General features: G+C 73.4%; 23 protein-coding genes and 1 tRNA gene. 13 read left to right on the forward strand and 11 right to left on the reverse strand.

Going from position 1 to position 19,037, the window contains the following annotated elements; genetic code table 11:
- Positions 1-100 precede the first annotated feature (100 nt).
- Positions 101-173, reverse strand: a tRNA-Arg gene (locus AC5L35_RS35920).
- A gap of 168 nt (positions 174-341) precedes the next feature.
- On the opposite strand from AC5L35_RS35920, the gene AC5L35_RS35925 reads away from it, so the two are divergent.
- On the forward strand, positions 342-1,064 hold the full coding sequence (locus AC5L35_RS35925) for an SIR2 family NAD-dependent protein deacylase (protein ID WP_495064225.1): 723 nt from the start codon (positions 342-344) through the stop codon (positions 1,062-1,064).
- On the opposite strand, the gene AC5L35_RS35930 is transcribed toward AC5L35_RS35925, so the two are convergent.
- Positions 1,045-1,818, reverse strand: coding sequence for a TetR/AcrR family transcriptional regulator (locus AC5L35_RS35930; RefSeq protein ID WP_495064226.1), 774 nt, complete (start codon positions 1,816-1,818; stop codon positions 1,045-1,047). The genes AC5L35_RS35925 and AC5L35_RS35930 overlap by 20 nt on opposite strands.
- Before the next feature lie 112 nt (positions 1,819-1,930).
- Here AC5L35_RS35930 and AC5L35_RS35935 point away from each other — a divergent pair, with 112 nt between their 5' ends.
- The 5 genes from AC5L35_RS35935 (at position 1,931) to AC5L35_RS35955 (ending at position 7,420) form a co-directional block, all read left to right on the forward strand.
- Positions 1,931-2,881: an ATP-binding cassette domain-containing protein gene (locus tag AC5L35_RS35935; RefSeq protein ID WP_495064227.1), complete on the forward strand. Its 951-nt coding sequence runs from the start codon at positions 1,931-1,933 to the stop codon at positions 2,879-2,881.
- Positions 2,878-3,711: an ABC transporter permease gene (locus AC5L35_RS35940; RefSeq protein WP_495064228.1), complete on the forward strand. Its 834-nt coding sequence runs from the start codon at positions 2,878-2,880 to the stop codon at positions 3,709-3,711. Before AC5L35_RS35935 ends, AC5L35_RS35940 begins: the two co-directional genes overlap by 4 nt.
- Positions 3,712-3,797: 86 nt before the next feature.
- Entirely contained in the window at positions 3,798-4,496 is a 699-nt protein-coding gene (locus AC5L35_RS35945; RefSeq protein WP_495064229.1) for a response regulator transcription factor, read from the forward strand.
- A 260-nt stretch (positions 4,497-4,756) separates the two neighbouring features.
- Positions 4,757-6,094, forward strand: coding sequence for a sensor histidine kinase (locus AC5L35_RS35950; RefSeq protein WP_495064273.1), 1,338 nt, complete (start codon positions 4,757-4,759; stop codon positions 6,092-6,094).
- A 72-nt stretch (positions 6,095-6,166) separates the two neighbouring features.
- Positions 6,167-7,420, forward strand: a complete 1,254-nt coding sequence (locus tag AC5L35_RS35955) for a S1C family serine protease (protein WP_495064230.1) — start codon at positions 6,167-6,169, stop codon at positions 7,418-7,420.
- 142 nt (positions 7,421-7,562) lie between these two features.
- On the opposite strand, the gene AC5L35_RS35960 is transcribed toward AC5L35_RS35955, so the two are convergent.
- The 3 genes from AC5L35_RS35960 to AC5L35_RS35970 are packed head-to-tail and all read right to left on the reverse strand — an operon-like array spanning position 7,563 to position 9,564.
- Positions 7,563-8,198 carry a methyltransferase domain-containing protein gene (locus AC5L35_RS35960; protein ID WP_495064231.1) on the reverse strand — a complete coding sequence of 212 codons (636 nt, stop codon included), beginning with the start codon at positions 8,196-8,198 and terminating at the stop codon, positions 7,563-7,565.
- Positions 8,195-8,908, reverse strand: a complete 714-nt coding sequence (locus AC5L35_RS35965) for a TIGR04282 family arsenosugar biosynthesis glycosyltransferase (protein ID WP_495064232.1) — start codon at positions 8,906-8,908, stop codon at positions 8,195-8,197. Before AC5L35_RS35965 ends, AC5L35_RS35960 begins: the two co-directional genes overlap by 4 nt.
- Positions 8,905-9,564 carry a glycosyltransferase family 2 protein gene (locus tag AC5L35_RS35970; protein ID WP_495064233.1) on the reverse strand — a complete coding sequence of 220 codons (660 nt, stop codon included), beginning with the start codon at positions 9,562-9,564 and terminating at the stop codon, positions 8,905-8,907. Before AC5L35_RS35970 ends, AC5L35_RS35965 begins: the two co-directional genes overlap by 4 nt.
- Positions 9,565-9,689: 125 nt before the next feature.
- Between AC5L35_RS35970 and AC5L35_RS35975 the strand changes: the two genes are divergently transcribed.
- Together AC5L35_RS35975 and AC5L35_RS35980 are read left to right on the forward strand one after the other, a co-directional pair.
- Positions 9,690-10,397, forward strand: a complete 708-nt coding sequence (locus tag AC5L35_RS35975; protein ID WP_495064234.1) for a response regulator transcription factor — start codon at positions 9,690-9,692, stop codon at positions 10,395-10,397.
- The gene (locus AC5L35_RS35980) at positions 10,394-11,419 is read left to right on the forward strand and encodes a sensor histidine kinase (RefSeq protein ID WP_495064235.1); all 1,026 of its coding nucleotides are present in this window, start codon (positions 10,394-10,396) and stop codon (positions 11,417-11,419) included. The genes AC5L35_RS35975 and AC5L35_RS35980 overlap by 4 nt, the downstream gene beginning before the upstream one ends.
- A gap of 25 nt (positions 11,420-11,444) precedes the next feature.
- Here the strand turns inward: AC5L35_RS35980 and AC5L35_RS35985 are convergent, their stop codons facing one another.
- Positions 11,445-12,509 carry an NAD-dependent epimerase/dehydratase family protein gene (locus AC5L35_RS35985; protein WP_495064236.1) on the reverse strand — a complete coding sequence of 355 codons (1,065 nt, stop codon included), beginning with the start codon at positions 12,507-12,509 and terminating at the stop codon, positions 11,445-11,447.
- 121 nt (positions 12,510-12,630) lie between these two features.
- On the opposite strand from AC5L35_RS35985, the gene AC5L35_RS35990 reads away from it, so the two are divergent.
- Positions 12,631-13,119, forward strand: coding sequence for a MogA/MoaB family molybdenum cofactor biosynthesis protein (locus AC5L35_RS35990; protein WP_495064274.1), 489 nt, complete (start codon positions 12,631-12,633; stop codon positions 13,117-13,119).
- Between the two features lie 33 nt (positions 13,120-13,152).
- On the opposite strand, the gene AC5L35_RS35995 is transcribed toward AC5L35_RS35990, so the two are convergent.
- Positions 13,153-13,644, reverse strand: a complete 492-nt coding sequence (locus AC5L35_RS35995; RefSeq protein ID WP_495064237.1) for an Rv0909 family putative TA system antitoxin — start codon at positions 13,642-13,644, stop codon at positions 13,153-13,155.
- A 36-nt stretch (positions 13,645-13,680) separates the two neighbouring features.
- Between AC5L35_RS35995 and AC5L35_RS36000 the strand changes: the two genes are divergently transcribed.
- Positions 13,681-13,842: a hypothetical protein gene (locus tag AC5L35_RS36000; RefSeq protein WP_495064279.1), complete on the forward strand. Its 162-nt coding sequence runs from the start codon at positions 13,681-13,683 to the stop codon at positions 13,840-13,842.
- A gap of 2 nt (positions 13,843-13,844) precedes the next feature.
- Here AC5L35_RS36000 and mscL read toward each other — a convergent pair whose 3' ends face one another.
- From mscL to AC5L35_RS36020, 4 genes are all read right to left on the reverse strand, one after another.
- The gene (mscL, locus tag AC5L35_RS36005) at positions 13,845-14,243 is read right to left on the reverse strand and encodes a large conductance mechanosensitive channel protein MscL (RefSeq protein WP_495064238.1); all 399 of its coding nucleotides are present in this window, start codon (positions 14,241-14,243) and stop codon (positions 13,845-13,847) included.
- A 1-nt stretch (position 14,244) separates the two neighbouring features.
- Positions 14,245-14,883, reverse strand: coding sequence for an SAF domain-containing protein (locus AC5L35_RS36010; RefSeq protein ID WP_495064239.1), 639 nt, complete (start codon positions 14,881-14,883; stop codon positions 14,245-14,247).
- 97 nt (positions 14,884-14,980) lie between these two features.
- Complete coding sequence (locus tag AC5L35_RS36015) at positions 14,981-15,325, reverse strand: FmdB family zinc ribbon protein (RefSeq protein ID WP_495064240.1); 345 nt, start codon at positions 15,323-15,325, stop codon at positions 14,981-14,983.
- 70 nt (positions 15,326-15,395) lie between these two features.
- Positions 15,396-16,028: a 5-formyltetrahydrofolate cyclo-ligase gene (locus tag AC5L35_RS36020; RefSeq protein ID WP_495064241.1), complete on the reverse strand. Its 633-nt coding sequence runs from the start codon at positions 16,026-16,028 to the stop codon at positions 15,396-15,398.
- Between the two features lie 36 nt (positions 16,029-16,064).
- Here AC5L35_RS36020 and AC5L35_RS36025 point away from each other — a divergent pair, with 36 nt between their 5' ends.
- The 3 genes from AC5L35_RS36025 to AC5L35_RS36035 are packed head-to-tail and all read left to right on the forward strand — an operon-like array spanning position 16,065 to position 18,885.
- Positions 16,065-16,979, forward strand: a complete 915-nt coding sequence (locus AC5L35_RS36025; RefSeq protein ID WP_495064242.1) for a UTP--glucose-1-phosphate uridylyltransferase — start codon at positions 16,065-16,067, stop codon at positions 16,977-16,979.
- A 6-nt stretch (positions 16,980-16,985) separates the two neighbouring features.
- On the forward strand, positions 16,986-18,212 hold the full coding sequence (gene glp / locus AC5L35_RS36030) for a molybdotransferase-like divisome protein Glp (protein WP_495064243.1): 1,227 nt from the start codon (positions 16,986-16,988) through the stop codon (positions 18,210-18,212).
- A 7-nt stretch (positions 18,213-18,219) separates the two neighbouring features.
- Positions 18,220-18,885, forward strand: coding sequence for a GNAT family N-acetyltransferase (locus tag AC5L35_RS36035; protein WP_495064244.1), 666 nt, complete (start codon positions 18,220-18,222; stop codon positions 18,883-18,885).
- The last annotated feature ends 152 nt before the right edge of the window (positions 18,886-19,037 follow it).

Genomic DNA, 19,037 nt, shown 5'->3' on the forward strand with positions numbered 1-19,037 from the left:
GGAGCTGACCCTCGACCCCACCCGGGACTACCAACCACAACCGCGACCGTGAACGATGTCGCGCGACACCCGTGCACGGTGTCCCGCGACATCACAGATGTGCCCCCGGCAGGATTCGAACCTGCGACACACGGTTTAGGAAACCGATGCTCTATCCCCTGAGCTACGAGGGCGTACCCGGCAGATCCTAGCCGCGCAGCGGGGGGTGCGGCCCCTCGGCCCGGGTCCTGCGGGGTTGCCGGCCGGAGGCCTGTTCTCGGAGCCCGACCCCCCGCCCGCCGAGGTGGGATGATCGTGGGTGTGGCTGCTCAGGCAGGCGGCACGGGAAGGTCGGAACGCACGTGGATGTCAAGACGCTCGCCGAGGTCGCGCCCCGCGACCGGTTCACCCGGGTCTGCGCGCTGACGGGAGCGGGGATCAGTGTGGCCGCGGGTCTCGGCACGTTCCGCGGGCCGGACGGCCTCTGGCGGCTGTCGCCGGAGATGGAACGCGCGATGCACGTCCAGCTGCTGCCCGGCAACGTCGACGCCCTGTGGTCGGTCTGGGGTGGCATGTACGAGAAGGCCAGCCGCTCCGGGCCCACGGTGGCCCACCGGGCACTCGCGGACGCGGGGGCGTCGGTGATCACCCAGAACGTCGACGAGCTGCACCAGCAGGCCGGGTCGGAGAACGTCGTGGAGATCCACGGGTCGGCGGGCCGGGCGCGGTGTCTCGACGAGGCGTTCTGCGGCTGGACGGGCCGGGCGGACGAGGTGGTGCGGACCGATCCGCCGCAGTGCCCGCAGTGCGGGGAGCCGGCTCGTCCGGCCGTCGTGCTGTTCGGCGAGATGCTCGACCCGGACGACCTCGGCACGGCGCGGGATCTCGCGGCGGAGTGCGACCTCTTCCTCGCCATCGGCACCTCGGGGCGGGTTGCGCCGGCGTCCTGGCTCGCTCCCACCGCCCGCGCGGCCGGCGCCTACTGCGTGAACGTCGACCTCTACCCCGACGGCGAGCTCGACCCGGCGTTCCACGTCCGCGTGGTGGGCGACGCACAGGACGTGCTCACGGACTGGGTGCGCTGACCGTCGGCGAGGTGCGGGCGGCGAGGACGCCTGCCAGCCCGTCCAGGAACAGTGTGAGGCCGTAGTCGAAGTCGGCATCCGCGTCCTGCTCCTCGATCAGGGAGTCGACGTCGAACACCCCGGCCGCCAGCACCCTGCCGAGTGCCGGCATCCGGTGGGGGTCCACCACGCGCGTGAGGACGGCGGCGTACTGGCGGCTGAACGCGTCCGGGTTCTTCGCGTGTCCCGCGGCCAGCGCCGAGCTGAGCCGGACCTGACCGTGCACGTACGTCAGCAGGCCCATCACGACTCCGACCTTCTCGTGCTCCTCGAGCGCGGTGCGGGACAGGGCGGTGAGTGCGCACTCGAACCACGCGAGGTTCTGCGGCCCGACGGGCGGGCCGCCGAGCGGTAGCTGGGCGTACCACGGGTGCTGCTTGATCGCGGCCAGCACGCCGTGGGTCCAGAGCGTCAACCCCGATCGCCAGTCCGCGTCGCCGGGCAGGGCCGGCGGCTCCTCCAGCGCGGCGTCCAGCATCAGGGTGAGCAGCTCGTCCTTGCTCCTCACGTGGCGGTAGAGCGCCATCGTGGAGTTGCCGAGCTGCGCCGCGACCCGGGACATCGACACCGCCGCAAGCCCTTCGGCGTCCGCGAGCTCGATGGCCGCGCGGGTGATGTCCCCGGCGGTGAGGGAGGGCTTGGGTCCCTTCCGCGGCGCCTCGCGCAGGCCCCACAGCAGGGCGACCCCGTCCGGTAGGTCCGTCTGGTCGGCCATCCTCGCCCTCTCGTCGTCGACGGGAACCAGTTTAGGAAGGGGGCCTTCCGCTCCTTACTGCGTAGGCTATACGCTTTATAGCGTAGATCATACGCAGTAGGGAGGAGAGGCAGTGATCGTCGAAGCATCGGGCCTGCGCAAGGCCTACGGATCGACCGTGGTTCTGGACGGGGTGGACCTGCAGGTCGAGGAGGGGTCCGTACTCGCACTGCTCGGACCGAACGGGGCAGGGAAGACGACCACCGTCCGCATCCTCACCACGCTGTCCCGGGCGGATGGCGGCCGCGCGACGGTCGCGGGGCACGACGTCCTGCACGAGCCGGCGAAGGTGCGCGCGGCGATCAGCCTGACCGGCCAGTACGCCGCGGTCGACGACGAGCAGACGGGCCGGGAGAACCTCGTCATGGTGGGCCGGTTGATGCACCTGGGCCGGTCGGGCGCACGCAGGCGGGCGCTGGAGCTGGTGGAGCGGTTCGACCTCGTCGAGGCGATGGACCGGCGGGTGAAGGGCTACTCCGGCGGGATGCGCCGCCGGCTCGACCTGGCGATGAGCCTGGTGGCCGCGCCGCGGGTGATCTTCCTCGACGAGCCGACCACCGGCCTCGACCCCGCCAGCCGCGTCACGATGTGGGCGGCGATCACCGAGCTGGTCCGGGGCGGGACGACGATCATCCTCACCACCCAGTACCTGGAGGAGGCCGACCGGCTCGCCGACCGGATCGTGCTGCTCGACCACGGGCGGATCGCTGCGTCGGGCACGGCGGACGCGCTGAAGGCGCAGGTCGGCGGGGAGCGGCTGGACCTGCAGTTCACCGACCCCGTCGAGCTCTCCCGCGCTGCCGGTCTGCTCGCGGGGCGTGGCTGCGTGGCCGATCCGGAACGGCTCGTGCTCGGCGTCGCGTCCGACGGGAGCGCGGACCACCTGCACCAGGTGCTCGACCACCTGCGGAGTGCGGGGGTCCGGGTCGGGCGGGTGACGTCCCACCGACCGACGCTCGACGACGTGTTCCTCACCGTGACCGCCCCGACCGGTGGGCGGGTCCCCGCCGCCGTCCCCGCATGACCACCATCGACCCCGACCGGAGGACCGCCATGACCACCGCCACCGCCGCCCTGGAGCGCACCCACGGCGGTCTCGGAAACGCCGTGGGCGACGCTCTGACCATGATCGGGCGCAGCGTCCGCCTGTCGCGGCGCAACCTCGACACGCTCTTCATGTCGATCGTCCTGCCGCTGCTGATGATGGCTCTGTTCGTCTACGTGTTCGGCGGCGCGATCGACACGGGGACGGCCTACATCAACTACGTGGTGCCCGGGATCATCCTGCTCTGCACGGGCTACGGGGCGTCCTCCACGGCGATGTCCGTGGCCGCCGACATGACCAGCGGCATGATCGATCGACTGCGGTCACTGCCGATCCGCAGTTCCGCGGTCCTCACCGGGCACGTCACGGCCAGCGTCGCGCGCAACGCGCTCTCCACCACGATCGTCGTGCTGACCGCGGTGGCCATGGGCTTCCGCCCGACCGCCTCCTTCGGCGACTGGCTGCTCGCCGCCGGGCTGGTGCTGCTCTACGTGCTCGCGCTGTCCTGGTTCGCGGCGGGGCTCGGGGTCATCGCGAAGAGTGTGGAGTCGGCGAGCGTGCTCGGGTTCGTGATGCTGTTCCTGCCGTATCTCAGCAGCGCGTTCGTGCCGACCGACACCATGCCGTCGTTCCTGCAGGGGATCAGCGAGCACCAGCCGATCACCCCTGTGATCGAGACGGTGCGCGGCCTGCTCACGGGCACGCCGATCGGCGACAGGGGCTGGGTGGCACTGGCCTGGACGGTGGGGATCCTGGTGGTGGCGTTCGCCGGCTCGACCTGGCTCTACCGCCGTCGCAACCACGCCTGACGCCCACCGTGAGCACCGGAAACACATGGTGCTCTGCACAAGTACCTCTCAGGCGCGTCTCAGACGCGCAGGTCACACTAGGTGCCATGCGCATCCTTGTTGTCGACGACGACCGGGCCGTCCGCGACTCGTTGCGCCGTTCGCTCGCGTTCAACGGCTACCAGGTCGAACTCGCCAACGACGGCCAGGCCGCACTCGACGCCGTGCTCACGCAGCGGCCGGACGCGATGGTGCTCGACGTGATGATGCCGCGTGTCGACGGCCTGGAGGTGTGCCGGCGGTTGCGCAGTGGTGGCGACGACCTGCCGATCCTCGTTCTCACCGCCCGCGACGCCGTCTCCGACCGGGTGGCAGGTCTCGACGCGGGCGCCGACGACTACCTGCCCAAGCCGTTCGCCCTCGAGGAGTTGCTCGCGCGGTTGCGGGCGTTGCTGCGCCGCCGGACGCCGGAGGAGACGGACGGGATGGACGGTCCGAGCAGGTCGCTGCAGTTCGGCGACCTGACTCTCGACCCCGACACCCGCGAGGTCCGGCGGGGGGACCGGCCGATCAGCCTCACCCGCACCGAGTTCTCGCTGCTGGAGTTGCTGCTCGCCCACCCCCGCCGGGTCCTCACCCGCGGTCAGATCCTCGAACAGGTGTGGGGCTACGACTTCCCGACCACCGGCAACGCGCTCGAGGTGTACATCGGGTACCTCCGCCGCAAGACAGAGGCGGACGGGGAGTCCCGGTTGATCCACACGGTGCGGGGGGTCGGGTACGTCCTGCGTGACACGCCGCCGTGAGCGAACGGGCGAGAGGGCGCATCGATGCCGGCGGCCGCCGTGTGTGGTCGCGCATCGCTGCGCTGCGTGAGCGCGGCGGCGTCGTCGGCCGGAGAGTGAACGCTCCGGACGAGCCCGAGGGCCCGGCCCCGCATCCCGAGGCCGAGCAGACGAGCCCGGGCATCCCGCCGGCACGGCAGTCGCGGCAGGGTCGCCCGGACGGCTCCACGCCACGCATCGAGGCACTCGACCACGTCTCGCTGCGCGCCCGCATCGGGATCATGGCCGCGCTGGTGGCCGCGCTCGCCGTGGTGCTGGTGTCGGTCGCGGCGTTCGTGACCGTGCGCGTCAACATCCTGCAGACGCTCGACGCCAACCTGCTGCAGCGTGCGTCCGCCGCCGCCCAGAGCGAGCTGGCCGACCCGCGTCAGCTGGCCACCATCCCCACCGAGGTGCTCGGCGCGGGCGACATCCGCCTCGCCCTCCTCCTGGCGGACGGCCGGGCGAGCTCCGCGGAGGGCCAGGCCTCGGCGCCCCCGCTCGGAGTCGACGAGCTGGCCGTGGCCCAGGGTCTCGAGACGTCCTCCACCCGCACCGCGTCCGAGGACGGCGTCCAGTACCGCGTCGTGGCCGTCCAGGCCGGCGCCGACCAGGCCCTGGTGATCGCGCAGCGGCTCGACTCCACCCAGCAGGTGCTCACCAAGCTGGGCGTCGCACTGCCGATCGTCGGGGGGATCGGCGTGGTGCTGGCCGCGCTTGCCGGCGTCGTCATCGCACGAGCGGGGCTGCGCCCGGTGGACCGGCTCACCGCCGCCACCGAGCGGGTCGCCGCCACGGGGGAGCTGCGGCCGATCCCCGTCGACGGGTCGGACGAGCTCGCGCGGCTCACCCGCAGCTTCAACGACATGCTGGGCGCGCTCGCCGCGTCCCAGGAGCAGCAGCGGCGCCTCGTCGCCGACGCCGGACACGAGCTGCGCACCCCATTGACGTCCATGCGCACCAACCTGGAGCTGCTCGCCGCGGCCAGCAGGCCCGGCGCCCCGACACTCCCGGACTCCGACCGCGCCGAGATCCTCGACGACGTGCAGGCGCAGGTGGCGGAGCTGTCGACGTTGGTCGGGGACCTCGTCGAGCTGGCGCGCGACGACGCGCCGCTCGTGGTGCACGAACCGCTGGAGCTGAACGACGTGGTGCTGCGGGCCCTCGAACGGGCCAGACGGCGCGCAGGCGACGTGGAGTTCGTGCCGACGCTCGTGCCGTGGACGCTCCTGGGTGACTCGACGGCGCTGGAGCGTGCCGTGCTCAACCTGCTCGACAACGCGGCGAAGTGGAGCCCGGCCGGCGGCCACGTCCGGGTGCAGCTGCGCCCCCTGGACGAGTGGTCCGTCGTGCTCGAGGTGGCCGACGCCGGGCCCGGGATCGCCGATGAGGACCTCCCGCGGGTGTTCGACCGCTTCTACCGCTCCGCCACCTCCCGGACCATGCCGGGCTCGGGGCTCGGGCTGGCGATCGTGCGGCAGGTGGCGGTGCGCCACGGGGGTGCGGTGTGGGCGGGCCGGGCCCCGGAGGGTGGCGCGTTGCTCGCCATGCGGCTGCCCGGCCGCCAACCACGCTTCTGAACCGGTCCTCACGAACCGCTCCGACTAGGCTCACCTGACTGAATCCCGGCAAATTCGGACACGGTGAATGGCATGGCGAACGAGACCCCTGACGACCCCGACGCGACGCCCACCGGCCCGAACCCGCGGGTGACACCGGACGGGGCTGCCGGTTTCGGGGCCGCGCCCTCCTACCCGGGCGGCCCTTATCCCGGCGCGTACAGCAGCACCGGCTATCCCCTCGGCAACCCGGGGTACGGGCCGCCACCCCCGGCGGCGGCGCCCGGTCGGCGGCGGTCGGCCCGGATGGCGGCGATCGGTCTGGTCGCCGCGGTACTGGCCGGGGGCGTGGGCGGCGCCGTCGGCTACTCGCTCGCCGAGAGCAGGAGCACCACCGGCGGTTCCATGGGCGTGCTCGGCGTCCCGCTCCCGTCGGTCGAGGAGGCCGCGCTGCCTGCCGGCGCGGTGGAGGCGGTCGCCGAGCGCGTGCTGCCCGGCGTGGTGCAGCTGCGCGTCGAGGGCGTCGGTTCGTCAGGGGAGGGGTCGGCGCTGGTGCTGAGCACCGACGGCCTCCTGCTCACCAACAACCACGTGGTCGAGGCGGCGGCGAACCGCGGCCGGGTCACCGCCGTGTTCCAGAACGGCGACACCGCCCCTGCGGCCATCGTGGGCCGCGACCCCAGCTCGGACCTCGCCGTGATCCGGGCGCAGGGCGTGTCCGGGCTGACAGCCCTCGAGCTCGGCAACTCCGACGCGGTGCGCGTCGGTCAGCAGGTGGTCGCGTTCGGCTCCCCGCTGGGCCTGGGGGGCACGGTCACCACCGGCATCATCAGCGCGCTCAACCGTCCGGTCAGCGTGGGAGGCGACCAGGAGGCCAGCGAGGCCACCGTGCTCAACGCGCTGCAGACCGACGCCGCGATCAACCCGGGCAACTCGGGCGGCCCGCTCGTGGACATGCAGGCCCGGGTCATCGGGATCAACTCGGCGATCGCCACCACGGGGCAGCAGGGCGGTTCGATCGGCGTGGGCTTCTCGATCCCGATCAACCAGGCCAAACGGGTGGCCGAGGAGCTCGAACGCACCGGCAAGGCATCCCGGGCCGTCCTGGGGGTCACCGTCGGGGACGACCCGCAGGTCTCGGGAGCGCGGATCCAGGGCGTCACACCGGGCAGCGCGGCCGAGGCCGCCGGGATCAAGGCGGGCGACCTCGTCGTCGCGTTCGACGGGCAGCGCATTCTCGCCGGTGACGGCCTGCAGGCCGCGGTGCGGTCCAGGGCGCCAGGTGAGGTGGTCGACGTCCAGCTCGCCGACCGGTCGGTTTCGGTGACATTGGGCGCGGCGTCCTGACAGTGACCGCTCATGTGCTCGCAGTGGTTGACGAGAGCGGTCTGAAGATGATTCCGTTTCGAACGTCCCGCCTGCGGTGCCCCGCGGGTAGGGACTGATGGATCGCGTCGGCGCCGGCACCCCCTCCCAGCGCCGGCGCGATTCAAGACCGGGCCACCAGCTCCGCGAAGGTGCGCTGCCCGCGGTAGAGCACGGTCGGCCGTAGGGCGGCCCGGCGGGCGATGCCGGGGAGCGCAGCCACGCCGGCGGCTGCCCACGGGAACGGGTTGCTCAGCTCCGTCCGGCCCGCACCATGGTCCCAGCGCAGCCGCACCAGTCCCTGCCACAGCCCGGGCTCGGTGGCATCCAGCTCGACGAGCACGGTGCCGTCCGGTCCGATCAGCGAGGCGGTCCGCCGCAGCAGGGCCACCGGGTCGCCACCGATGCCGAGGTTGCCGTCCGCCAGCAGGACGTGCGACCACGTTCCCTCACCGGGCAGCGGACCGAACAGGTCGGCGTGCAGCACCTCGGCCCCGCGGCGGTGGCACTGGGCAACCGCCTCCGCCGCCACGTCCACGCCGAGCGCGGGAACGCCGCGGGCGGCCAGTCCCTCGATCAGCCTGCCCGGGCCGCAACCCAGGTCGAGCGTCGGCCCGTGGCAGCGTCCGAGCAGCCAGCTGTCCTCGCCCGCCGCCGCGCTCCGCCAGCGATCGGTGTCCAGCGTCGCGCTGCCACCGTCACTGCGTAGCAACTCGACCCCGGGCCTGGCGAGTGCAGGCGCGAACACCGCGGTCGTCATGCCGGGCGCCGCTCTGTCGGCTCGGCCGACGTCCCGCGGGCCAGCAGGCCGGGCGGCAGCCCTGTGACGGCGGCAGCGAAGCGGGTGTGCGGGGCCGCTACGGCCATCGCGAGCGCGTCAGCGGCGGTGTCGACATCGGACAGCTCGGGGAGCAGTGACACGGTGAGGCCCGCGCCGCGCAACGCCATCTCGGTGCGTTCGCCGGTGTCGGCGCGTGAGGTCGGCACCGCGGCCACGAGCGCGGCGTCCGCCGGCCTGCGCAGGCCGAGCCCCCACCAGCCCCCGTCCACGGCGGGGCCGAGCACCGCGTCCACCCCGGGCCGGGCCAGTGCGGCCGCCGCTGCCGCGAGCCGCGGTGCGTCGAGTTGCGGGGTGTCCATTCCGATCTGGAGGGTGGGCTGCCCGGGGAACAGCGCCGCGGCGTCGCAGTGGGCAGCCGCGATCCGTTCGCCGAGCCCGTCGCCGCGTTGCGGGAGCACAGCGACCTCTCGCAGTGCCGTGGCCAGTTCGGTGCCCCGCGCGGCCCGGTGCAGCAGGCCCGTGAGCACGACGACCAGCCGGGCGCCGGGCACGGTCGCCGCGGCCGTGATGGTGTCGAGCAGCGCGGCAGCGGCCAGCTCCGCGGCCTGCTCCGGACACAGGGGCGGGCAGAGCCGCGTCTTCACCCGGCCCGGCTCGGGAGCCTTGGCGAGCACCAGGATCGCGGTCATCGCAGCACCGACGCCATGTCCCGGGCGGCCCGGAGGGTGCCCCGCACCGAACCCGACACCTTCGACCGGCCGCCGGTGCGCGGCCGGTAGCCCACGTCGACCTCGGTGAACCGCCAGCCGGCCGCGCCCGCCCTCAGCAGGAGCTCGAGGGGATAGCCGAACGCACGGTCCGCGATACCCAGATCCAGCAGGGCGGTGCGGCGCGCCACCCGGATCGGGGCGATGTCGTGCACCGGGACGCCACGGCGGCGCAGCAGCGCGGCGATCACGACGTTCCCGGCGCGCGCGTGCCACGGCCAGGCGCCCCGGCCGACGGGACACCGGCGCCCGACCACGAGGTCAGCGCCCGGTCCGTCCACATCGAGCAGCGCGACCATCGCGGGGAGCGCACCGGGGTCGAGGGAGCCGTCGGCGTCGAGGAACGCGACGACCTCAGCGGTGGCCCCCACAAGTCCGGTGTGGACGGCCGCGCCGTACCCGCGGCGCGGCTCATGGAGCACGGTGGCGCCCAGGGCCGCCGCGACCTGCGGCGTACCGTCGGTGGACCCGTTGTCCACCACGATCGGGTGGAAACCCTCCGGTAGCGCGGCGAGCACACCGGGGAGCGCCTGTGCCTCATCGAGACACGGGAGGATGACATCGACCGGACGAGGCATGCCGTTGACGGTAGGGAGAGCCGGTCAGTCAGGCGGGCCGTTCCCGCTTACCGATCGGTGACGTCGTCGTCGTCGCCGTCTGTGCAGGATGTGCGCGGTTAGCCTCGTGAGGTGCGGAGACTGCGATGACAGACCAGCCGTTGGCCCTGGTCGTCGACGACGACGTGACCGTGCGGGACGTGGTGACGCGCTACCTCGACCGCGCGGGCTATCGCATCGAGGTGGCGGGCGACGGCGAGCAGGCGCTGCGCGCCGTGGCGGGGCGCGTCCCGGACGTCGTGATCCTCGACCTCATGCTGCCCCGCCTCGGCGGCCTGGAGGTCTGCCGCCGGCTGCGCCGAGAGCGCACCGACCTGCCGATCGTGATGCTCACCGCTCTCGGCGAGGAGGAGGACCGTGTCCTCGGCCTCGAGCTGGGCGCCGACGACTACGTGACGAAGCCGTTCAGCCCCCGGGAGCTGGTGCTGCGGGTGGCGTCGGTGCTGCGCAGGTCCCGGGAGCTTCCCGGGCGGGAGGCCGGCACCGCGCTCGTGGTGGACGGTGACCTGAGTGTCGACGTCGCGGGCAGGCGTGCCTTCCTCGGCGAGCGTCCGCTGGCGCTGACCGTGCGGGAGTTCGACCTGCTGGCGTTCCTGGTGCGCAGGCCCGGTCAGGTCTTCACCCGCGCGGAGCTGCTGGAGCAGGTCTGGGGCTGGAACTTCGGCGACCAGTCCACGGTCACCGTCCACGTGCGCAGGTTGCGGGAGAAGATCGAGACCGACCCGACGAAGCCCACGCGCATCGCCACCGTGTGGGGGGTCGGCTACCGCTACGACGGGAACACGCCGGCATGACGGAGCAGCTGCACGCGGTGGTTCCGGTGGCACTGGCGTTCTCCGTGCCGGTGGCCGCTCTCGGTGCGCTGCTGTTGCACCGGATGCGCCGCCGCTCGATCACGGCGGCGGTCACCGTGCTCGTGCTCGTGCCGGTGCTCGCCGCACTGGTCGGTGTGATCGGGGTCAGCGGCTTCATGTACTCCCCGCAGCTCGCAGGCGCCGTCGTCGTGTGCGGTGCGGTCGCGGTCGTCACGGTGCCCGCGGCGATGATGCTCGGGCGAGGGATCGCCAGCGACGTCATGTGGCTGCACGAGGCCCGCGACGCCGAGCGGGCCGCCGAGGCGTCCCGCCGCGAGCTGGTCGCCTGGATCAGCCACGACCTGCGCACCCCGCTCGCCGGCATCCGGGCGATGAGCGAGGCGCTGGCCGACGGCGTCGTGGCCGAACCCGACGAGGTGGCCGAGTACGCCCGGCGGATCCGCGGGGAGACCGTGCGCCTCTCCGGGATGGTGGACGACCTGTTCCAGCTCTCCCGGATCACCTCCGGGGCGCTGCAGCTGACGCTGTCGGCGGTGCCGCTGCAGGAGGTCGTGTCCGAGGCCGTGGCCGTCGAAGGGGTGGCCGCAGCCCGCAAGGGCGTCGTCGTGCGGGCCGAGGAGCACGGCATGTGGCCGGTGGTGCTGGGCAGCGACCCCGAACTGGCGCGCGTGGTGCGCAACCTGCTGTCCAACGCGATCCGGCACACACCTCCCGACGGCGCCGTCGTCGTGGCGGCCGGGGTCACCGGCGACAGGGCCTGGCTGCGCGTCGACGACGCCTGCGGCGGCATCCCCGAGGAGGACCTGGAGCGGGTGTTCGACGTCGCCTTCCGCGGCGTCGTCGCCCGTACGCCGGAGGAGCGGTCCGGCGGTGGACTCGGGCTCGCGATCGCCCGCGGGCTCGTCCAGGCGCACGACGGGGTGATCCACGCCCACAACCACGGCCCCGGCTGCCGGTTCGAGGTGCAACTCCCGTTGGCGTCGGTGGGCGGCGGCCGCTGACCGCGGTCGCCCGCCACCGACGGGGTCAGGCCGGAGCGACGGAGCGGCGCAGCGGCTCGCCCGCGAACGCCCGCACGCCGTCGTCGAACGAGACCGCGGCCCGGAAGCCCAGCAGTGCACCGGCGCGGGCGGGGTCGGCCACCACGTGCCGGACGTCGCCTGGTCTGCTGCCCCCCGCGATGATCGGCGGCGGACCGTCCACGGCGGCGGACAGGGTCGTGGCCAGGTCACCGATCGTGTGCGGCTCGCCGGAGCACACGTTGACCGGCACCAGCACGCCGTCGCCCGCCGGGCGTCCGAGAGCCAGCGCGTTGGCCGCCGCCACGTCGGTGACGTGCACGAAGTCGCGGCGCTGGCGGCCGTCCTCCAGCACCCGGGGGGCCTCCCCGCGCGCCAGCGCCGACCGGAAGATCGACGCGACGCCCGCGTAGGGGGTGTCGCGGGGCATCCGGGGGCCGTAGACGTTGTGGTAGCGCAGCGACCACACCGAGCCGCCGGTCTGCCGGGCCCACGCGGCCGCGAGATGCTCCTGGGCGAGCTTGGTGGCCGCGTACGTGGAACGCGGGTCGAGCGGAGCGTCCTCGGGGACGAGGCCGGGCGCGAGCGCTCGCCCGCAGAGCGGGCAGGGGGGCTCGTACCGGCCGGCGTCCAGATCCTCGTTCCGTCGAGGGCCGGGGCGCACCGACCCGTGTTCGGGACACTCGTAGTGCCCCTCGCCGTACACCACCATCGACCCCGCCAGCACCAGCCGGGCGATCCCGGCCGCGTGCATCGCGGCGAGCAGCACCGCGGTGCCGTAGTCGTTGTGACCGGCATAGGCGGGCGCATCCGACGGGTCGACACCGTGCCCCACCATCGCCGCCTGATGACAGACGGCGTCGACGCCGGGCAGCAGGCGGGCCAGCAGGGCGTCGTCGCGCACGTCACCGTGGACGAACTCGTGGTCGCGTGTCCACTCCGGCACCTCCGACCCGCCGTGAGCCTGGGGGAGGAGCGCGTCGAGCAGCACGATGTCGTGCCCCTCGGCGGCGAGCAGGTCGGCGACGTGCGAGCCGATGAACCCGGCTCCGCCCGTGATCAGGATGCGCACCTGACGATGCTAGGCGGCTCGCGCCCCGCTCCCGGCCGTGCGCGACCGCCTGTTCGCGGTCGGTAAGAAGACGTGGTGGCCGGGCACCCCCGCGGGTCCCGCTACGGTGAGCGCCATGGAGATGGCGCCGCCTCAGATCGGTCGAGCTCTCGCGGTGATCGTGGACGACCGGGTGAGCCACGGGGAACGCGAGGATGCCATCGGACCGCTGGTCACCGAACTGCTCGAGGAGGCCAAGCTCGTGGTCGACGCGGTGGTGGTCGTGCCGGGCGACCCGGTGGCGATCCGCAACGCGCTCAACACGGCGGTGATCGGCGGGGTCGACCTGGTGGTCACCGTCGGAGGCACCGGCGTGTCGCCGCGCGACGTCACCGCCGACGCCACCGCAGGCGTGCTCGATCGGCCGATCCCCGGCATCGCCGAGGCCATCCGTGCCTCCGGGCTCGCCGCGGGCGCGGTGGACGCCGGGCTGTCCCGCGGCCTCGTCGGCGTGTCCGGCAGCACCCTCGTGGTGAACCTGGCCCCGTCCCGCGCTGCCGTGCGCGACGGGATGGCCACGCTCACACCGCTCGTGGGACACGTGATCTCGGAGCTGTCCGGGCTCGGCTGACCGCGCCCGCGCGCCGGGAGCCCCGGCAGGCGGTCAGCCGGTCGGGCCGGGGATGGTGCCCGGTCCGCCGGTAGCGGGTCCGCCGCGACCGTCGGCGTCGGTGGCCTCCGGGTTGGTGGCCGCCGGCGTGATCGGCCCGCCCGTCTGCCCGGCGACGTCGCCCGGGACGGGCGGCACGATCACCGGGCCGGCCGGCTCGTCGACGACGGTGCCGGTTGTTGTGGTGCCGGTTGCCGGGGATCCGGGCGCTTCGGTGCCCGGCCGCCTGTCGAGCGACTCGCCCACCTTCGCCGTGACGCCCTCGATCTTCTCGTGGTAGCGGCCGCCCGTGGCCTTGTCCACCTTGGCGGCCGCGGTGTCGACGGCCCGGCCCGCCGCATCGGCGGCGCGGTCGAGGTAGCCGGGGGCCTTCTCCCGTGCCGCATCGGAGAGCTCGGCGGCCTTGACGGCAGCCTTCTCCGAGTACACCCCCGCCTTCTCCAGAGCGACGTCCGCGAACTCCTTGGCTTTCTCCGTGAGTCCCATCCCCCCATGGTGGCATCACCGGTGCAGGATGGTGGGGTGGAAATGTCGGATCGGGCGCGACGCAGGCTCGACGAGGTGTTCGGGGACGTCCTGCCGTCCACCACCGCCGACGAGCGGGACGACCGTGACGAGCCGGCCGCCGCGGTCGCCGACGAGGAACTGATCGTCAACCGGCCGCCGCACCACGACCGGGACTGATCTCAGCTGCTGCGCTGCTGGGCGCGCAGCAGGTCGCGGATCTCGGTGAGCAGTTCGACGTCGGTGGGAGCGGCAGGCCCGGGCTCGATCCCGCGCCTGCGCCGTTCCTGCAGCGCCGTGAGCGGGTAGACGATCACGAAGTACACCACCGCGGCGACGATGACGAAGTTGAGCGCCGCGCTGAGGACGGCCGCGAAGTCGATGTAGGTGCTCTCCTTCCCACCGACCAACTGCACTCCGAAGCCGGGGCTGCTCGGTGGCGTGACCGCGTTGATCAACGGTTGGATGATGCCGCTGGTGAAGGCGGTGACGATCGAGCCGAATGCCGCGCCGATCACCACGGCAACGGCAAGGTCGACGACGTTGCCGCGCAGGACGAAGTCCTTTAAACCCTTGATCACGCTAGCGGAGGGTAACGGCGACCTGCTCGGTGAGCGAGGCGGCTGCCACCCGTGCCGCTTGCCCCGGCGGCGCCCCGACGAGCACCAGCCGCCCGGAGGATCCGCCGTCCTCCGGCAACACGGCCAGCACCGTGGCGCCTGCGGCGAGCACGAGCGGCTCGTCGGTGTGCGCCCCGACGGTGACGACGTCGACGCGGTTGCCCGGCACGAGCACAGCTGCGACGCCGGCGTCGGCCAGCCGGACGGGCACGGCCGCTCCGCCACCGCCGCCCGCGGCGAGGCCCGCACCGGCGAACCGCACGTCGGTGAGGGGCTCGCCGGGACGTGCGGCCCCGACGAGTACTCGACCCTCGGCGTCAGCCACCGCGCGTACCGAACCTGCGGGGGCGAGCGCGGCGGGCCACTCGCGGACGGCGAGATGTTCGGCACGCAACGTGCTGCCCGCCGGGAGGTCGGCCGTGGTGACCACCAGCGGGGTGCCGCCCGCGTCGGTGCGGGGCGCGAGGGCCAGCACGAGCGCGGCGGTGGCGAGCACCGCCGCTGCGGCTCGGCGGAGCAGGGCCAGCCTGCGCCACCCGGGACCGGCCAGCGCTGCGCCGAGGCGATCCCGCAGGCGCGGAGCGAGCCGGGCTCTCGTCATGGCATCGACGTTAGAGCGCGGTCACCGCTGGAACCGGCCGATCACCGGACCTGTGGACAACCGGACCGGGATGTGGACAACCCCCCGGCCGGACCGGTCAGGAGGCTGCGGCGGCCGGAGCGCTGCTGGAGGACGAGCTGCTCGACGAGGAGCTCTCCTTGCTGCTGCTGCTGGAGGAGGAGCCGGAGCCATTGGACTCGGACTTGGCCTCGCTCTTCGTCTCGGTCTTCGTGTCGCTCTTGGCCGACTCGGACGCGGTGGTGCCCGCCCGGCTGTCGGTGCGGTAGAAGCCGCTGCCCTTGAACACGATCCCGACGGACGAGAACACCTTGCGAAGGCGCCCGGAGCACACGGGGCAATCGGTCAGCGACGGGTCGCTGAAGGACTGCACTGCCTCGAACCGGTGGTCGCAGGCGGTGCAGGCGTACTGGTAGGTCGGCACGTGTCCCTCCGGACTGGCACTCGACGAGCTGGCACTCGAACGCACTGAGTGCCAGCATAACTCTCCCGGATCACGCCCTGTTCCCCAGAGGAGCCCCGCCGAGCGGAGTGTGACCAGCGTCGGCGAGGAGCGCGGCCGTCACCAGCCGGTCGTGCGGTTCGGCGGGCAGCTCGGACACCAGCTCCTCGTCGTTGAGCACCACCACGAGCGGGACCCCGGCGGTCGCGAGCGGCAGCGTGCGGTCGTAGTAGCCGCCGCCCCGGCCGAGCCTGCGGCCGCTGCGGTCCGCGGCCAGCGCAGGCACCAGCACCAGGCGGGCCGCGGCGATCGTGGCCGCCCCGCGCCGCGGCCCGGTCGGCTCCCGCAGCCCGAGTGGGCCGGCGCCGACGCTCGCCGCGCCGTCGTACCGGGCCCAGTCGAGCGCTCCCGGTGCCGCGGGTACCACCGGGAGCAGCACCTCGTGGCCTGCCTCGTGCAGGGCGGCCACCAGCTCGGGCGAGCCGGGCTCGAGGCCGACCGGCAGGTAGGCGCAGACCGGCCCACCCGTGGTCGCCGCGAGCCCCACCGCCGCCTCGGCGAGCGCCACCGCCCGGGCGGCGCGCACCTCGGCCGGAAGAGCACGGCGGGCCGCGACGATGCGGGCACGCCAACGGTTCTTCTCCGCGACGACCGCCCGTTCGGTCCGATTCGCGCGTGCCGTCACGCGGCCACGCTACCGGCGCCGATAGGCTCGCCGACCATGAGAGAGGCTACGACCGACCCCTCGGCATCCACCACGCTGCCGTTCCGCTCGGCCGTGGTTCCGGCCGCGGGTCTGGGCACTCGGTTCCTGCCCACGACCAAGACCGTGCCCAAGGAACTGCTGCCCGTCGTCGACACGCCGGGCATCGAGCTGGTGGCCGCCGAAGCCGCCGAAGCCGGAGCCGAGCAGCTGCTGATCGTCATCTCCCCGGGCAAGGACGCGGTCGTCGCGCATTTCGCCGACTCCTCCGAGCTGGAGAAGGAGCTCCACGCGCGGGGCAAGGAGAAGCTGGTCGCCAAGGTCCGCCGCGCCCACGAGCTGATCGCGGTGCGCGCGGTCACCCAGGACGAGCCGAAGGGCCTCGGTCACGCCGTCGGCTGCGCGCGTGACGCCATCGGCCCCGACGAGGAGGCCTTCGCGGTCCTGCTGCCCGACGACCTGGTCCTGCCGACCGGCGTGCTCGCGAAGATGGCGGAGGTGCGTGCGCAGTACGGCGGAAGCGTGCTCTGCGCCTTCGACGTCCCGCGCGAGCAGATCTCGGCGTACGGCGTGTTCGAGGTGACGGACACCGACGACGGCGACGTCAAGCGGGTGCACGGGATGGTGGAGAAGCCCGCGCCGGAGGAGGCGCCCTCCACGTACGCCGCCGCCGGGCGCTACCTGCTGGACCGCGCGATCTTCGACGCACTCGACCGCATCACCCCCGGCGCCGGTGGGGAGCTGCAGCTCACCGACGCGGTCGCACTGCTGATCTCCGAGGGTCACCCCGTGCACGTGGTGGTGCACCGCGGTGGCCGGCACGACCTGGGCAACCCGGGCGGCTACGCGCGGGCGTTCGTCGACTTCGCCCTCGACGACCCGGACTACGGTGCCGACCTCCGCGCCTGGCTGACCAGCCGCCTGAACGGCTGACAACCCGTGCGATCGGTCGACGAGCAGCTCGAGCGGGTGCTGACGAGCGCGGTCAAGCCGGCTCCCGTGCGGGTGGCCATCTCCGAGGCGCACGGGCTGCGGTGTGCGGAGGAGGTGGTGGCGGCACGGCCGCTGCCCGGTTTCGACCAGGCGGCGATCGACGGTTACGCCGTGCGCAGCGTCGACCTCGCCGGAGCGACCGAGCACGAGCCGGTCTCGGTGCCGGTGGTCGGGGAGATCCCGGCCGGGTCGCGGCAGCCGCTGCGGCTGCAGCCGAGGCAGGCGGTACGGGTGGCGGCCGGGGCGCCGCTGCCGACCCTGGCCGACGCCGTCGTCCCGATCGGATACACCGATGCGGGCAGCGCGCGGCTGTCGGTGCACCAGGGCGTGCCGTCGGCCGCGTTCGTGCGGCGGGTCGGCGAGGACGTGCAGCCCGGTGACGTGGTCGTGCGCCGCGACTCGGTGATCGGCGCGGCGCAGGTGGCCATGCTCGCCGCCGCGGGCCGCGACAAGGTGCTCGTCCACCCGAAGCCGCGGGTCTCGGTGATCTCCGTGGGCGACGAGCTCGTGGATCTGGCGCGCACCCCGGGCGCCGGGCAGGTGGCCGACGTCTGCTCCCACGCGCTCACCGCCGCCGCCCGCGAGGCCGGAGCGGAGACGTCGAGGGCCGGTCTCGTCCGCGCCGACGCCCGTGACGTCAGCACCGCGATCCAGGGCAGGCTCCCGTTCAGCGACGTGATCGTGGTGTGCGGATCAGTCGGCGGGGCAGCGGGCGCCGAGGTGCACGCCGCGTTCACCGGGCTCGGCGACCTCGACATCACGCGCGTTGCAATGCATCCGGGATCCACCCAGGGGTTCGGGCGGTTCGGCCCGGACGGCGTCCCGACCTTCCTGTTCCCCTCGTACCCCGCCACGGCCCTGCTCCTGTTCGAGGTGATGGTGCGCCCGCTGGTGCGGCTGGCGCTCGGTCGCACCGACCCGCACCGGCGCACGCTGTCGGCCCGGCTCACCTCGCCGGTCAGCTCCGTCGCGGGCCGACGGGGGTACCTGCGCGGCAGGCTGCTGCGCGAGGAGGCCACCGGTGACTACCTCGTCCAGCCGCTCGGCACGTCCGGTACGCACCTGTTGTCGTCGATCTCCGATGCCAACGGGCTGATCATCTTGCCGGAGCACGTCACCGAGGCCACAGTGGACGAGGTGGTCAGTGTGGCGTTCCTGCCGGCTCCGGCCTGAGCCGGCGATGGCCCATGCCTACCCGGCTCCGATCACCGGACGCCACCCCGGCTGGCCCGCGTCGTTCGGCGCACTCCGGGTCCCGGCCGGTGTGGTGGCGCTGCGGCCGGTACGGCTGCGCGACGCCGGCACGTGGTCGGCCATCCGGATCCGCGACGAGGGCTACCTCGCGCCGTGGGAGCCGACGACGCCGGGGGGCTGGGCACAACGGCATGCCGTGAGCGAGTGGCCGGCCCGCTGGCTGCAGCTGCGGGGGGCCGGGAGGCGAGGAGCCGTGCTGCCGTTCGCGATCACGCTCGACGGGCGCTTCGTCGGGCAGGTGATGGTCGGCAACATCGTGCGCGAACCGCTGCTCTCGGCGTACGTCGGATACTGGGTCGACTCCGCCGTGGCCGGCCACGGCGTGACCACGGCCGCCACGGCGCAGGTGGTGGACCACTGCTTCAGCCGGGTCGGCCTGCACCGGCTGGAGGCCACGGTCCGGCCGGAGAACATCGCGAGCCTCCGGGTGCTGGAGAAGCTCGGGTTCCGCCGGGAGGGTCTCTTCCAGCGCTATCTGGACGTCGACGGCGCTTGGCGGGACCATTGCTGCTTCGCGCTCACGGTCGAGGAACTCGGTCCGGGCGGCCTCACGGGCCGGGTGGTCGCGTCCGGCCGGGCCGAACGGGTCTGACCACGCTCTGCGACCAACGCGTGGTCTTCATGTCCTCACAAGGTTCACATCCGTCACAAGGACACCCTGTTGCACAGGAGTGAACCCGGCCGCCACGGCGCGTCGCCGCCCGTACCCCGCACTTGCTCACTACCGTTGGACGTTGGGGAGCG

It is taken from the genome of Pseudonocardia sp. OZ21, assembly GCF_059359135.1.